We start from the raw sequence: 13,703 nt of genomic DNA on the forward strand, positions 1-13,703 counted from the left end.
CATGGAAACCCGCGCCCACCACGTACTGATCGGCCTGTTCACGGTGCTTGCCGTCGGCGGCGCGCTGCTGTTCGCGCTCTGGCTGGGCAAGTCGAGCATGGATCGCGAGTACAACTATTACGAGATCAGCTTCAATCGTGCGGTCAGCGGGCTGTCCAATGGCAGCTCGGTGGAGTACAGCGGCATCAAGGTCGGTGACGTCGAAGCGCTGTGGCTTGAGCCGGACGATCCGCGCAAGGTGCGCGCGCGCATCCGCGTGTATGCCGGCACGCCGATCAAGCAGGACACCCGCGCACGTCTGGCGCTGGCCAACATCACTGGCAGCATGATCATCCAGCTGCACAGCGGCACGCCGCAGAGCCCGCCGCTGGAAGGCAAGCGTGGCGAGCCGCCGCTGATCATCGCCGACCCGTCCCCGCTGAGTGCACTGCTGGAGAATGGCGAGGACCTGATGACCAACATCAACAACCTGCTGCGCAGCGCCAACCTGATGCTCTCCGAGGACAATGCCGGGCGCATCGGCCGCACCCTGGCCAATCTCGAGCAGGCGACCAGCGTGTTGGCCGAACAGCGCGGCGACCTCAGCCAGGCGCTGACCCAGCTCGGTCAGCTGGGTCAGCAGACCAACAGCGCGCTGGCGGAAATCACCCGCCTTACGCAGAACGCCAACGGTCTGATCGATGACGAAGGTCGCCAGCTGCTGAGCCGCGCCGGGGATTCCATGGCCGCGCTGGAGCGTGCCACGTCGCGCCTGGACACGCTGCTGAGCGACAACCAGGGCGCGCTGAACAATGGCCTGCAGGGCTTCAGCGATCTGGGCCCGGCGATCAATGAACTGCGCGGCACCCTCGGTGCGCTGCGTCGCGTCACCCAGCGCCTCGAAGACAATCCCAGCGGCTTCCTGCTTGGCCGCGAGAAGATTCAGGAGTTCAACCCATGAGCCGCCTTGCGCTGTTCCGCCCCCTCGCCCTCGCGTGCGTGCTCGGCACGCTCGCGGCCTGCACCCTGCTGCCCGAGGCCGAGCCGATCCGCGTGTACCTGCTGCCCACCGCTGAGGCGACCGGTCAGCAAGGGGAGCGACTGCAGCAGGCACTGCGCATCCACACCCCGCATGCCAGCCGCATCCTTGCCGGGCCGCGCATCGCCGTGGTGCCCGATGGCAACCAGATCAGCAGCTATCAGGGCGCACGCTGGAGCGATGCAGCGCCGACCCTGCTGCGCGACCGGCTGATCGAACAGTTCCGCCAGAGCGGGCCGGTGGCGGTGAGCAACGAGGACAGCAATCTGTTCGCCGAGCTGGAGCTGTTCAGCGAACTGCGCGCCTTCCAGAGCGAGTACATCGATGGCCAGCCGCAGGTACTGGTCCGCTTGGATGCCCAGCTGGCCTCGGCAACCGATCAGCGCATCCTCGCCAGCCGCCGCTTCGAGATTCGTCAGCCCAGCGCGAGTCCGCAGCTGGAAAGCGTGGTGGCAGCCTTCGGCGAGGCCAGCGACGAGCTGAGCCGCCAGCTGCAGCGCTGGACGATCGAGATAGCAAAAAGCCAGTCTGCGCAGTGAAGTCCGGCGAAACGGTCATGTAAACGCGCTAAACAGCAGTTTTATTGATTCAGGCTAAGCGCAAGCGCCCAGCCCATCGCTTAGCATGCCAACATTGCTTCACGATAAGGGAACGCCCATGAAAGCCCCAGCCCAGAAAACCCTTCGCCGGGTGCTGTTCGCACTCGTCGCGCTGGTCGTCATCGGCCTGCTGGCCTGGTCCGAGCTGCGCACCGATGGCCTGGGCGACGGATTCGCCAGCGGCAACGGGCGCATCGAGGCTACCGAGATCGACGTGGCGACCAAGCTCGGCGGGCGCATCCGCGAGATCAGCGTCGACGAAGGCGACTTCGTCCAGCCCGGCCAGGTCATCGCGCGCATGGACACCGAAGTGCTGGAGGCCCAGCTCAACCAGGCCCGCGCCCAGGTACGCCAGGCGGAGAACGCCATCCTCACTGCCCAGGCCCTGGTTACCCAGCGCGAGAGCGAGAAGGCCACCGCCGAGGCCGTGGTCCTTCAGCGCCGCGCGGAACTGACCGCCGCGCAGAAGCGCCATCAGCGCACCGAGACGCTGGTCGGCCGTAACGCCATGCCGCGCCAGCAGCTGGATGACGACCTCGCCGCCATGCAGAGCGCCCAGGCTGCGCTGGCCGCTTCGCGCGCCCAGGTCTTGTCCGCCGATGCCGGTATCGCGGCGGCCAGGTCGCAGGTGATCGAGGCGCAGTCGGCGCTGGAGGCTGCCCAGGCCAGCGTGGTGCGACTGCAGGCGGACATCACGGATAGCGAGCTGAAGACCGACCGCGTGGCCCGTGTGCAGTACCGCGTGGCGCAACCGGGCGAGGTGCTCGGCGCCGGCGGCAAGCTGCTCAATCTGGTCGACCTGGCCGACGTCTACATGACCTTCTTCCTGCCCGAGCGCCAGGCCGGCCGTGTCGCCATGGGTTCGGAGGCGCGCCTGGTGATCGATGCCGCACCGCAGTACGTGATTCCCGCCCGGATCACCTACGTCGCCAGCGTCGCGCAGTTCACACCGAAGACGGTGGAAACCGAAAGCGAGCGCGAGAAGCTGATGTTCCGGGTCAAGGCGCGGATCGATCCCGATTTGCTGAGAAAGCACATGGAGCAGGTCAAGACCGGCCTGCCGGGCGTCGCCTACCTCAAGCTGGATGCGGACGCCGAATGGCCGGCCCACCTGCAGATCAATGTCGGCCAATGAACCCGTCATCTGCCCCGGTCGCCGAAATCAGCGGCGTCAGCCTGCAATACGGCAAGACCCGCGCGCTGGATGACCTCAGCCTGAGCCTGCCGGCACGCTGCATGGTTGGCCTGATCGGCCCGGACGGTGTCGGCAAGTCCAGCCTGCTGGCGCTGATCGCCGGTGCGCGCAAGCTGCAGCAGGGCCATGTGCAGGTGCTCGACGGCGACATGGGCGATGCCGGCCACCGCCGCGCGGTCTGCCCGCGCATCGCCTACATGCCCCAGGGCCTGGGCAAGAACCTCTACCCGACGCTGACGGTGTTCGAGAACCTCGAGTTCTTCGGCCGGCTGTTCGGCCAGGACGCCGCCGAGCGCCGCTGGCGCATCGCCGAGCTGACCCGCAGCACGGGCCTGGCGCCCTTCGTCGAGCGCCCGGCGGGCAAGCTCTCCGGTGGCATGAAGCAGAAGCTCGGCCTCTGCTGCGCGCTGATCCACGACCCCGACCTGCTGATCCTCGACGAACCCACCACCGGCGTCGACCCGCTGTCGCGTGCGCAGTTCTGGGAGCTGATCGAGCGCATCCGTGGCGAACGCCCGCAGATGAGTGTGCTGGTGGCCACTGCCTATATGGACGAGGCGCAGCGCTTCGACCATCTGGTGGCGATGGACGCCGGCCAGGTGCTGGCCACCGGCACGCCGGCCGAACTCCTGGCGCGCACCGGCAGCGACTCCCTGGAGCAGGCCTTCATCCGCCTGCTGCCGGAAGCCAAACGCAGCCAGCACCGCGAGCTGATCATCCCGCCGCAGCCGGCGAGCGACAGCATCGCCATCGAGGCCCACGGGCTGACCATGCGCTTCGGCGATTTCGTCGCGGTGGACCGGGTCAATTTCCGCATCGCCCGCGGCGAGATCTTCGGTTTCCTCGGCTCCAACGGCTGCGGCAAGACCACCACCATGAAGATGCTCACCGGCCTGCTGCCCGCCAGCGAGGGCGAGGCGCTGCTGTTCGGCAAGCCGGTGGACCCGCACGACATGCAGACCCGTCAGCGCGTCGGCTACATGTCCCAGGCCTTCTCGCTGTACAGCGAGCTGAGCGTGCGGCAGAACCTCGACCTGCACGCGCGGCTGTTCCACCTGCCGGCAGAGCGGCGCGACGCGCGCATCCAGGAAATGCTCGAACGCTTCGACCTCACCGGCGATGCCGAGAGCCTGCCCAGCAGCCTGCCGCTGGGCGTGCGCCAGCGTCTGTCGCTGGCGGTGGCGGTGATCCACAACCCGGAGATCCTGATCCTCGACGAACCCACCTCCGGGGTCGACCCGGTCGCCCGTGACGGCTTCTGGGAACTCCTGGTGCAGCTGTCGCGCGAGGACGGCGTGACCATCTTCATCTCCACCCACTTCATGAACGAGGCGCTGCGCTGCGACCGCATCTCGCTGATGCACGCCGGGCGAGTGCTCGACAGCGACACGCCGCAGGCGCTGATGGCCAAGCGCGGGCTGCCGACGCTTGAACAGACCTTTATTGCCTACCTGGAGGAAGCCGCCGCCGCACATGCCGGGGAGCAGCCGGCAACGCCGCCCGCCGCACCGAGCAAGCCCTCCCAGGCCACAGGCAACAACGGACGCCAGGCCCGCTTCAGCTTGCGCCGTCTGCTCAGCTACACCCGCCGCGAAGCCATGGAGCTGCGCCGCGACCCGATCCGCGCGACGCTGGCAATGCTCGGCAGCGTGCTGCTGATGTTCATCATGGGTTACGGGGTCAGCTTCGACGTCGAGAACCTGACCTACGCCGTGCTCGACCGCGACCAGACCACCACCAGCCAGCACTACCTGCTGAACATGGCCGGCTCGCGCTACTTCATCGAGAAGGCTCCGCTGGCCAACCATGCCGAGCTGGACCAGCGCATGCGCAGCAACGACATCAGTCTGGCCGTGGAGATTCCGCCGAACTTCGGCCGCGACCTCAAGCGAGGCGCCGTGCCGCAAGTCGCGTTCTGGATCGATGGCGCCATGCCGATGCGCGCCGACACCATCAAGGGCTATGTGCAGGGCATCCACCTCAACTACCTGCAGCAGCTGGCCCGCGAGGCCGGTGTCGAAGGGCAGCTGGCACCGGCCGATGTCGCCATCCGCTACCGCTACAACCCTGACGTGCAGAGCCTGCCGGCCATGGCGCCGGCGATGATCCCGCTGCTGCTGATGATGATCCCGGCGATGCTCACCGCCCTCGGCGTGGTGCGCGAAAAGGAACTGGGCTCGATCACCAACTTCTACGTCACGCCGACCACCCGCCTGGAATTCCTGCTCGGCAAGCAGCTGCCCTACATCGCGCTGGGGATGTTCAACTTCGCTACCCTGGCGCTGCTGGCGGTGTTCGTCTTCGGCATTCCGATCAAGGGCAGCATCCTCACGCTCTGCCTCGGCGCGCTGCTCTACGTCACCTGCGCGACCGGCCTGGGGCTGCTGATGTCATCGATCCTCAACAGCCAGATCGCGGCGATCTTCGGCACCACCATCGTCACCCTGTTGCCGGCCATCCAGTTCTCCGGACTGATCCACCCGGTCTCGGCGATGGAGGGCGCCGGCGCCTTCATCGGCAAGCTCTACCCGACCAGCCACTTCCTGATCATCAGCCGCGGGGTATTCTCCAAGGCGCTCGGGCTGGCCGAGCTGTATCCCTATTTCATTCCCATGCTGCTGGCCATTCCGCTGCTGACCCTGCTCAGCGTCGCCGGCCTGCGCAAGCAGGAGAAATGACATGGGCGGCCTGCGACGCAAGCTCGGCAACATCTTCCAGCTCGGCCTCAAGGAGCTGCGCAGCCTCTACCGCGACCCGGCGATGCTGGTGCTGATCATCTATTCGTTCACCGTGGCGATCTACGAAGGTGCCACGGCGATTCCCGAGGCGCCGCACCGGGCCAGCATCGCGGTGGTCGACGAGGACCGCTCGCAGGCCTCGCTGCGCATCGTCAATGCCTTCCAGCTGCCCTACTTCATCGAGCCGAAAGCCATCACGCACGAAGAGATGGACAGCGGCATGGACGACGGCCTCTACACCTTCACCCTGAACATCCCGCCGCGCTTCCAGGAGGACCTGCTCGCCGGCCGCCAGCCGACCATCCAGCTCAACGTCGATGCCACCCAGGTCAGCCAGGCGTTCACCGGCGCCGGGCACATCCAGCAGATCATCGCCAGCGAGACCGCCGAGTTCGTTCGTCGCTACCGCAGCGAAGACGCGCTGCCGGTCGAAGCGGTGGTGCGCACCGCGTTCAACCCCAACCTCAGCCGCGCCTGGTTCGGCGCGGTGAACGAGGTGATCAACCAGATCACCATGCTGGCGATCATCCTCACCGGTGCGGCGCTGATCCGCGAGCGCGAGCACGGCACCATCGAGCACCTCCTGGTGATGCCGGTGACGCCGTTCGAGATCATGGTCGGCAAGGTCTGGGCGATGGGTCTAGTGGTGCTGGCGGCTGCGGCGTTCGCCCTGCGCTTCGTCGTCGAGGGCTGGCTCGATATCCCGATCCAGGGCTCGCTGTGGCTGTTTGCCGGCGGTGCGGCGCTGCACCTGTTCGCCGCCACCTCGATGGGCATCTTCTTCGGCACGGTGGCGCGTTCCATGCCGCAGCTGGGCCTGCTGGTGATCCTCACGCTGATCCCGCTGCAGATCCTCTCCGGCGGGGTGACGCCGCGCGAGAGCATGCCGGAGCTGGTGCAGAACATCATGCTGGTGGCGCCGACCACGCATTTCGTCGAACTGGCCCAGTCGATCCTGTTCCGCAATGCCGACGCCGCCATCGTCTGGCCGCAGCTGCTGGCGCTGGCGGTGATCGGCGCGGTGTTCTTCGTCGGTGCGCTGTCGCGGCTGCGCGTGTCGTTGCGCTAGCCGGCAACAACGCCGCGCCGTGCGGCCCCTGCAGCACGGGGGCTGGCGGCGGGCCAGCAGCCCGTGTTTACCTCTGTAACCAAGCCGTTACCCGGCCGCCGGCACCCTTCGGGAATTTTTGTATCGAAGGCCGGTCTATCGTGCCGACATGCTAAGAGCCTGATGCTCGACAGCGCGCCAAGGAAGCCCTATCACTATGCGCATTCTCGTTACTGGCGGTGCCGGATTCATCGGTTCCGCACTGATCCGTCACCTCATCCTCGATACCGAGCACAGCGTGCTCAACCTGGACAAACTGACCTACGCCGGCAACCTCGAGTCGCTGGCCAGCGTGGAAGGCAACCCGCGCTATCAGTTCCTTCAGGCCGACATCGCCGATCGTGAGCGGGTCAGCGAGGCGCTGCTGGACTTCCAGCCGGACGCCATCATGCATCTGGCCGCCGAATCCCACGTCGATCGCTCCATCGACGGCCCGGCCGAATTCATTCAGACCAACATCGTCGGCACCTACCAGCTGCTGGAGGCCGCCCGCGCCTACTGGCAGACGCTGCCGGCCGAGCGTCGCGCGGCGTTCCGCTTCCACCACATCTCCACCGACGAGGTGTACGGCGACCTGCACGGCGTCGACGACCTGTTCACCGAGACCACCCCCTACGCGCCCAGCTCGCCCTACTCGGCCAGCAAGGCCTCGTCGGACCACCTGGTCCGGGCCTGGCAGCGTACCTACGGCCTGCCGGTGCTGATCACCAACTGCTCGAACAACTACGGGCCGTTCCACTTCCCCGAGAAGCTGATCCCGCTGGTGATTCTCAACGCGCTGGATGGCAAACCGCTGCCGGTATACGGCGACGGCTCGCAGATCCGCGACTGGCTGTTCGTCGAGGACCACGCCCGCGCGCTGTTCAAGGTGGTCAGCGAGGGCAAGGTCGGCGAGACCTACAACATCGGCGGCCACAACGAGCAGAAGAACATCGAGGTGGTGCGCGGTATCTGCGCGCTGCTGGAAGAGCTGGCGCCGAGCAAGCCCGCCGGCCTGGCCCGCTATGAAGACCTGATCACCTTCGTCAAGGATCGCCCGGGCCACGACCTGCGCTACGCCATCGACGCCAGCAAGATCGAGCGCGAGCTCGGCTGGGTGCCGCAGGAAACCTTCCAGACCGGCCTGCGCAAGACCGTGCAGTGGTACCTGAACAACCTCGAATGGTGCCGTCGCGTCCAGGACGGCAGCTATCAACGCGAGCGCCTCGGCGCCCTGGAGAACGCATGAAAGGAATCATCCTCGCCGGAGGCTCCGGCACCCGTCTGCACCCCATCACCCTTGGCGTATCCAAGCAGCTCCTGCCGATCTACGACAAGCCGATGGCCTACTACCCGATCTCGGTGCTGATGCTCGCCGGCATCCGCGACATTCTGGTCATCTCGACACCGCAGGATCTGCCGCAGTACCAGAACCTGCTGGGCGACGGCAGCCAGTTCGGGGTCAACTTCAGCTACGCCGAACAACCTTCGCCGGACGGCCTGGCCCAGGCCTTTCTGATCGGTGAAGAGTTCATCGGCGACGATTCGGTGTGCCTGATCCTCGGCGACAACATCTTCCACGGCCAGCACTTCACCGAGAAGCTGCAGCGCGCCGCGCGTCAGGAGAAGGGCGCCACGGTGTTCGGCTACTGGGTCAAGGATCCGGAGCGCTTCGGCGTGATCGACTTCGACGAGAACGGCAAGGCGCTGTCCATCGAAGAGAAGCCGAAGAAGCCCAAGTCCAGCTACGCAGTGACCGGCCTGTACTTCTACGACAACGACGTCATCGAGATCGCCAAGTCGATCAAGCCCTCGCCACGCGGCGAACTGGAGATCACCGACGTCAACATGGCCTACCTCCAGCGCGGCGATCTCAATGTAGAACGCTTCGGCCGTGGCTTCGCCTGGCTCGACACCGGTACCCACGACAGCCTGCTGGAAGCCTCGCAGTACGTGCAGACCATCGAGCACCGCCAAGGCCTGAAGGTGGCCTGCCTGGAGGAGATCGCCTACCAGAACAAGTGGATCGACCGCGAGCAGCTGTTGCGCCGCGCCGACGCCCTGGGCAAGACCGGCTACGGCCAGTACCTGTTCAAGCTGGCGGGTGAAGACGCATGAAGGTCGTCGAAACCAGCATTCCCGACGTACTGATCATCGAGCCCAAGGTCTTCGGCGACGAACGCGGTTTCTTCTACGAGAGCTTCAACGCGGCCGCTTTCGAAGCGGCCACGGGGCTCAAGCGTCAGTTCGTCCAGGACAACCACTCCAAGTCCCAACGCGGCGTGCTGCGCGGGCTGCACTACCAGATCCAGCAGCCGCAGGGAAAACTGGTGCGGGTAGTGGCCGGCGAGGTATTCGACGTCGCCGTCGACCTGCGCAAGAGCTCGCCGAGCTTCGGCCGCTGGTTCGGCACCCACCTGAGCGCGCAGAACCAGCGCCAGCTGTGGATACCCGAAGGCTTCGCACACGGCTTCGTGGTGCTCAGCGAAAGCGCCGAGTTCCTCTACAAGACCACCGACTACTACGCGCCTGAGCATGAGCGCAGCCTGCTGTGGAACGACCCCGAGCTCGGCATCCAATGGCCGTTCGACGAGGCGCCACAACTGTCCGCCAAGGACCAGGCCGGCAAGCTGCTGCGCGATGCGGAGCTGTTTCCATGAAAATCCTGATCACCGGCAGCACGGGCCAGCTGGCCCGCGAGCTGCAGTCGGAGTTGGCGGGTACCGGCAAACTGCTCGCCCTCGGGCACAATGCGCTGGACCTCGCCGTACCTGAGCAGATTCGCGAGCAGGTACGCCTGTTGCGGCCGGACCTGATCATCAACGCGGCGGCCTATACCGCCGTCGACCCGGCGGAAACCCACCGCGAGCAGGCCTTCGCGGTCAATGCCCGTGGCCCGCAGGTGCTCGCCGAAGAAGCCGCGCGCCTCGGCGTGCCGCTGATCCATTACTCCACCGACTACGTGTTCGACGGCCGCAAGACCGAACCCTACGACGAGCACGACACGCCGAACCCGCTGGGCGTTTATGGCGCCAGCAAGCTGGCCGGCGAGCAGGCGATCCAGGCCGTCGGCGGCGAACACCTGATCCTGCGCACCAGCTGGGTCTACTCGCAACATGGCAAGAACTTCCTGCTGACCATGCAGCGCCTGCTGCAGGAGCGCGATGCGCTGTCGGTGGTCAGCGACGAGGTCGGTGCGCCGACCTGGGCCGCGACCATCGCCCGCGTCACCGCCGAACTGGTGCGCAAGCGCAACACCGGGCAGGCCGGGCCGAGCGGGCTGTATCACCTCACCGCCAGCGGCGAGACCTCCTGGTACGGCTTTGCCTGCAGCATCGCCGAGCGGTTGCGCCAGGAAGGACGCCTGCGTGCCGAGATCACCCCGATCCTGTCCAAGGACTACCCGACCGCGGCGCAGCGGCCGCTGAATTCGCGGCTCAACTGCGCGCGGCTGCAGCAGGACTGGGGCGTCCAGCTGCCGGACTGGGAAACCGCCCTGCACGAGTGCTGCACCCGGGCCCGCGACCTCGAAGCCGACAACGCGCGCCAGCCGGTCGCCGTCGGCCGCTGAGCCGACTGCGCCTGCGGCTCGCTCCATCGGGTCGCCACGAGCCGCGACGCTGAACGTCGGCTCGCGCAGCGTGCATAATGCGCCCGACATCCAGGCGCCTCATGCATGACCGCACTTCTCGCTCCCCACCGCCCCCGCTGGCGCAATCTCGCCCTGCTGGCCCTGTTGCTGGCGCCATTGCTCTGGCCGCTGCAGCAGCTCGCCGAGCGTTACTACCGCAACGAGCTGACCGAACAGAACCGTCAGACCCTGGACCTGTACGTCGCCAACCTGCTCGGCACGCTCAACCGCTACGAGGTGCTGCCGCGCATCCTCGGTGACCTGCCCGCCCTGCGCGCCGTGCTGCAGCAGGACTCGCCCCAGGTCCGCGACAACGCCAACCGGCTGCTCAAGCGCCTGCGCAACCAGACCGGCGCCGACGTGATCTACCTGATGGCGACCGACGGCAACACCCTGGCCGCTTCCAACTGGGACGAGGAAGACAGCTTCGTCGATCGCAACTTCGCCTTCCGCCCCTACTTCCGCCAGGCCATGGAGGGACGTCTTGGGCGCTTCTTCGGCCTCGGCACCACCTCCGGCAAGCGCGGCTATTACTTCGGCGCGGCGGTGCGCGACGGCGACCAGTTGCTCGGCGTGCTGGTGGTCAAGGTCGATCTGGATCACACCGAGACGCTGTGGGGCAGCACCCCGGAGCAGCTGCTGGTGACCGACAATTTCGGCGTGGTGATCCTCACCTCGCGGCCCGACTGGCGTTTCCGCGCCACCCGCGGGCTGGGCGTGGACGAGCGCGAGCAGATCGCCTTCGATCAGCCCTACCCGACGCTCTACCCGCAGGACCTGACGCTGAACATCGACGCCTGGCTGATCCAGAGCCGCGAGCTGAAGGAGACCGGCTGGACGGTGCGCATCCTCGCGCCGGTCAGCCTGGTCGAGCGCCCGGTGCGCACCGTGGTCGCGATCGGCGCCGCCACCCTGCTGGCGCTGCTGCTCTGGCTCGGCCTGCTGATGCAGCGTCGCCGACATTTCCTCGAACGGCTGGCGCTGGACAGCCAGGCACGCCAACAGCTGGAGCAGCGCGTGCTCGAGCGCACCCGCGACCTGGAGGCGCTGAACAGCCGACTCAAGGTCGAGGTGCTCGAGCGCGAACAGGCCCAGCAGGAGCTGGTGCGCGCCCAAGACGAACTGCTGCAGGCCGGCAAGCTATCGGCGCTGGGCACGATGTCGGCGAGCATCAGTCACGAACTCAACCAGCCGCTGGCAGCGATCCGCAGCTATGCCGACAACGCCCGCGTACTGCTCGACCATGAGCGTGTCGACGAGGCGCGCGACAATCTGCGGCTGATCAGCGAGCTGACCGCGCGCATGGCCTCGATCATCGCCCACCTGCGCGCCTTCGCCCGTCGCGATCAGCACGCACCGGAACGGGTCGCGCTGCAGCCGGCGCTGGACGATGCGCTGGCACTGCTGGCCAAGCGCCGCCAGGCCATGGGCGTCGAGCTGATCCGCGACCTGCCGGAGGCGACGCTGTGGGTGCAGGCTGGCGAAACGCGGCTGCGGCAGATCCTCGCCAATCTCCTGGCCAACGCTCTCGACGCCCTCGGTGAACGGCCCCAGCCGCGGCGCATCTGGCTGCGCGCCGAGCTGGAGGGCGACGGCGTGCTGCTGACCCTGCGCGACAACGGTCCGGGCTTCTCCGCCGAGGCGCTGCAGCGCGCCCGCGAACCCTTCTTCACCACCAAGACCAGCACCCAGGGGCTGGGCCTCGGCCTGGCGATCTGCGATACCCTCACCCGCGCCCTGGGCGGCGAGCTGCGCATGAGCAATCATGCCGAGGGCGGCGCCCAGCTCGGTCTGTTCCTACGTAGCGCCGAACCCGGCGTGGCCTTTCCCACCGAGGACCATTTCCAATGAGCAGCGACACCCCGATCAGTACCCAGGCCCAGGTGGTGCTGATCGACGACGATCCGCATCTGCGCCAGGCACTGAGCCAGACCCTCGACCTGGCCGGGCTCAAGGTGGCCAGCCTGGGCGACGCCCGCGATCTGGCCGCACGTCTGCCGGCGGACTGGCAGGGGGTGGTGGTCAGCGACATCCGCATGCCCGGCATCGACGGACTGGAGCTGCTGCAACAGTTACGGACACGCGACAGCGAGCTGCCGGTGATCCTCATCACCGGTCACGGCGACATTCAGCTGGCGGTGCAGGCCATGCGCGCCGGTGCCTACGATTTCCTGGAAAAGCCCTTCCCCAGCGAGGCGCTGCTGGACAGTGTGCGGCGTGCCCTGGCGCTGCGCCAGCTGGTGCTGGACAACCGCTCGCTGCGCCTGGCCCTGGCCGACCGCCAGCAGCTGTCGGCACGCCTGCTCGGTCAGTCCCGGGCGATGCTGCGCCTGCGCGAGCAGATCGGCGCATTGGCCGGAACCCAGGCCGACGTGCTGATTCTTGGCGAGACCGGGGCCGGCAAGGAGGTGGTGGCGCGCGCGCTGCACGACCTGTCGAACCGCCGCAACGGCCCGTTCGTGGCGATCAACGCCGGTGCCCTGGCCGAGTCGGTGGTGGAAAGCGAGCTGTTCGGCCACGAGCCCGGCGCGTTCACCGGCGCGCAGAAACGCCGGATCGGCAAGTTCGAGTTCGCCAACGGCGGCACCCTGTTTCTCGACGAGATCGAGAGCATGAGCCTGGATGTGCAAGTCAAGCTGCTGCGCCTGCTGCAGGAGCGCGTGGTCGAACGCCTCGGCGGCAACCAGTCGATCGCCCTGGATATCCGTGTCATCGCCGCAACCAAGGAAGACCTGCGCGTCGCCGCCGACCAGGGCCGCTTCCGCGCCGACCTCTATTACCGGCTAAACGTCGCACCCTTGCGCATTCCTTCGCTGCGCGAACGCAGCGAGGACATCCTTCTGCTGTTTCAGCACTTCGCCGAGGCCGCCGCCCAGCGCCACGGCCTGCCGGTTCGCGAACTGCAGCCCGAGCAGCGTGCCACGCTGCTGCAGCACACCTGGCCGGGCAACGTGCGCGAGCTGCAGAACACCGCGGAGCGCTTCGCCCTCGGGCTCGGCCTGGGCCTGGAGCGGCCAGGCAGCGAGCCGAGCGCCGGCCTGGCCGGCGGCGGCAGCCTGGGCGAACAGGTCGAAGCCTTCGAGCGCGCGCTGATCGCCGCTGAACTGAACCGTCCCCACGGATCGCTGCGCAGCGTTGCCGAAGCCCTCGGCCTGCCGCGCAAGACACTGCATGACAAGCTGCGCAAGCATGGCCTGAGCTTTACCGATGCTGGCGGAAGCTCGCCCGACGAAAACGACTAGATGGCGGAAATCCGCCATCCTTGACCGCCGCATCGGGCCTCGACTGCCAATTTCGGCCCTCCCTGCAATGCCAACCGCGGATGGCCTGCTCACCCCGCGCAAAGGTGCGACCTAGACGCGCTTGTTGGCAATTGGCCATTCAAACCTTCATCTATTGCTGGGTAAACTCGCTGGCTTCAGGTGCCTGTGCCAG

General features: G+C 67.1%; 11 protein-coding genes. All 11 read left to right on the forward strand.

Features of this window, described 5'->3' with window-relative positions; genetic code table 11:
• Position 1: 1 nt before the first annotated feature.
• The 11 genes from ACVRRC_RS02875 (at position 2) to ACVRRC_RS02925 (ending at position 13,510) form a co-directional block, all read left to right on the forward strand.
• Positions 2 to 940: an MlaD family protein gene (locus ACVRRC_RS02875; RefSeq protein ID WP_014595368.1), complete on the forward strand. Its 939-nt coding sequence runs from the start codon at positions 2 to 4 to the stop codon at positions 938 to 940.
• Positions 937 to 1,557 (forward strand): ABC-type transport auxiliary lipoprotein family protein, encoded by a 621-nt coding sequence (locus ACVRRC_RS02880; RefSeq protein WP_170799692.1) that lies wholly within the window; start codon positions 937 to 939, stop codon positions 1,555 to 1,557. The genes ACVRRC_RS02875 and ACVRRC_RS02880 overlap by 4 nt, the downstream gene beginning before the upstream one ends.
• A gap of 118 nt (positions 1,558 to 1,675) precedes the next feature.
• Complete coding sequence (locus ACVRRC_RS02885; protein ID WP_014595366.1) at positions 1,676 to 2,752, forward strand: HlyD family secretion protein; 1,077 nt, start codon at positions 1,676 to 1,678, stop codon at positions 2,750 to 2,752.
• Positions 2,749 to 5,490: a ribosome-associated ATPase/putative transporter RbbA gene (gene rbbA / locus ACVRRC_RS02890; protein ID WP_386414226.1), complete on the forward strand. Its 2,742-nt coding sequence runs from the start codon at positions 2,749 to 2,751 to the stop codon at positions 5,488 to 5,490. The genes ACVRRC_RS02885 and rbbA overlap by 4 nt, the downstream gene beginning before the upstream one ends.
• Before the next feature lies 1 nt (position 5,491).
• Positions 5,492 to 6,619: an ABC transporter permease gene (locus ACVRRC_RS02895; protein ID WP_125852844.1), complete on the forward strand. Its 1,128-nt coding sequence runs from the start codon at positions 5,492 to 5,494 to the stop codon at positions 6,617 to 6,619.
• Positions 6,620 to 6,815: 196 nt separating this feature from the next.
• The gene (rfbB, locus tag ACVRRC_RS02900) at positions 6,816 to 7,886 is read left to right on the forward strand and encodes a dTDP-glucose 4,6-dehydratase (RefSeq protein WP_048328073.1); all 1,071 of its coding nucleotides are present in this window, start codon (positions 6,816 to 6,818) and stop codon (positions 7,884 to 7,886) included.
• The gene (gene rfbA, locus ACVRRC_RS02905; protein WP_011911333.1) at positions 7,883 to 8,755 is read left to right on the forward strand and encodes a glucose-1-phosphate thymidylyltransferase RfbA; all 873 of its coding nucleotides are present in this window, start codon (positions 7,883 to 7,885) and stop codon (positions 8,753 to 8,755) included. Before rfbB ends, rfbA begins: the two co-directional genes overlap by 4 nt.
• Positions 8,752 to 9,297, forward strand: coding sequence for a dTDP-4-dehydrorhamnose 3,5-epimerase (rfbC, locus tag ACVRRC_RS02910; RefSeq protein ID WP_014595362.1), 546 nt, complete (start codon positions 8,752 to 8,754; stop codon positions 9,295 to 9,297). Before rfbA ends, rfbC begins: the two co-directional genes overlap by 4 nt.
• On the forward strand, positions 9,294 to 10,208 hold the full coding sequence (rfbD, locus tag ACVRRC_RS02915) for a dTDP-4-dehydrorhamnose reductase (RefSeq protein ID WP_017246007.1): 915 nt from the start codon (positions 9,294 to 9,296) through the stop codon (positions 10,206 to 10,208). Before rfbC ends, rfbD begins: the two co-directional genes overlap by 4 nt.
• A gap of 105 nt (positions 10,209 to 10,313) precedes the next feature.
• Positions 10,314 to 12,119: a sensor histidine kinase gene (locus ACVRRC_RS02920; protein WP_472996608.1), complete on the forward strand. Its 1,806-nt coding sequence runs from the start codon at positions 10,314 to 10,316 to the stop codon at positions 12,117 to 12,119.
• Complete coding sequence (locus ACVRRC_RS02925) at positions 12,116 to 13,510, forward strand: sigma-54-dependent transcriptional regulator (RefSeq protein ID WP_472996609.1); 1,395 nt, start codon at positions 12,116 to 12,118, stop codon at positions 13,508 to 13,510. Before ACVRRC_RS02920 ends, ACVRRC_RS02925 begins: the two co-directional genes overlap by 4 nt.
• The last annotated feature ends 193 nt before the right edge of the window (positions 13,511 to 13,703 follow it).

The sequence above is a fragment of the Stutzerimonas sp. LR2 genome, from assembly GCF_055755175.1.

Bases quoted from the DNA above. Each gene is read 5' to 3' on its own strand.
- ACVRRC_RS02875 (WP_014595368.1), top strand. From the start codon at position 2: ATGGAAACCCGCGCCCACCACGTACTGATCGGCCTGTTCACGGTGCTT.
- ACVRRC_RS02880 (WP_170799692.1), top strand. From the start codon at position 937: ATGAGCCGCCTTGCGCTGTTCCGCCCCCTCGCCCTCGCGTGCGTGCTC.
- ACVRRC_RS02885 (WP_014595366.1), top strand. From the start codon at position 1,676: ATGAAAGCCCCAGCCCAGAAAACCCTTCGCCGGGTGCTGTTCGCACTC.
- rbbA (WP_386414226.1), top strand. From the start codon at position 2,749: ATGAACCCGTCATCTGCCCCGGTCGCCGAAATCAGCGGCGTCAGCCTG.
- ACVRRC_RS02895 (WP_125852844.1), top strand. From the start codon at position 5,492: ATGGGCGGCCTGCGACGCAAGCTCGGCAACATCTTCCAGCTCGGCCTC.
- rfbB (WP_048328073.1), top strand. From the start codon at position 6,816: ATGCGCATTCTCGTTACTGGCGGTGCCGGATTCATCGGTTCCGCACTG.
- rfbA (WP_011911333.1), top strand. From the start codon at position 7,883: ATGAAAGGAATCATCCTCGCCGGAGGCTCCGGCACCCGTCTGCACCCC.
- rfbC (WP_014595362.1), top strand. From the start codon at position 8,752: ATGAAGGTCGTCGAAACCAGCATTCCCGACGTACTGATCATCGAGCCC.
- rfbD (WP_017246007.1), top strand. From the start codon at position 9,294: ATGAAAATCCTGATCACCGGCAGCACGGGCCAGCTGGCCCGCGAGCTG.
- ACVRRC_RS02920 (WP_472996608.1), top strand. From the start codon at position 10,314: ATGACCGCACTTCTCGCTCCCCACCGCCCCCGCTGGCGCAATCTCGCC.
- ACVRRC_RS02925 (WP_472996609.1), top strand. From the start codon at position 12,116: ATGAGCAGCGACACCCCGATCAGTACCCAGGCCCAGGTGGTGCTGATC.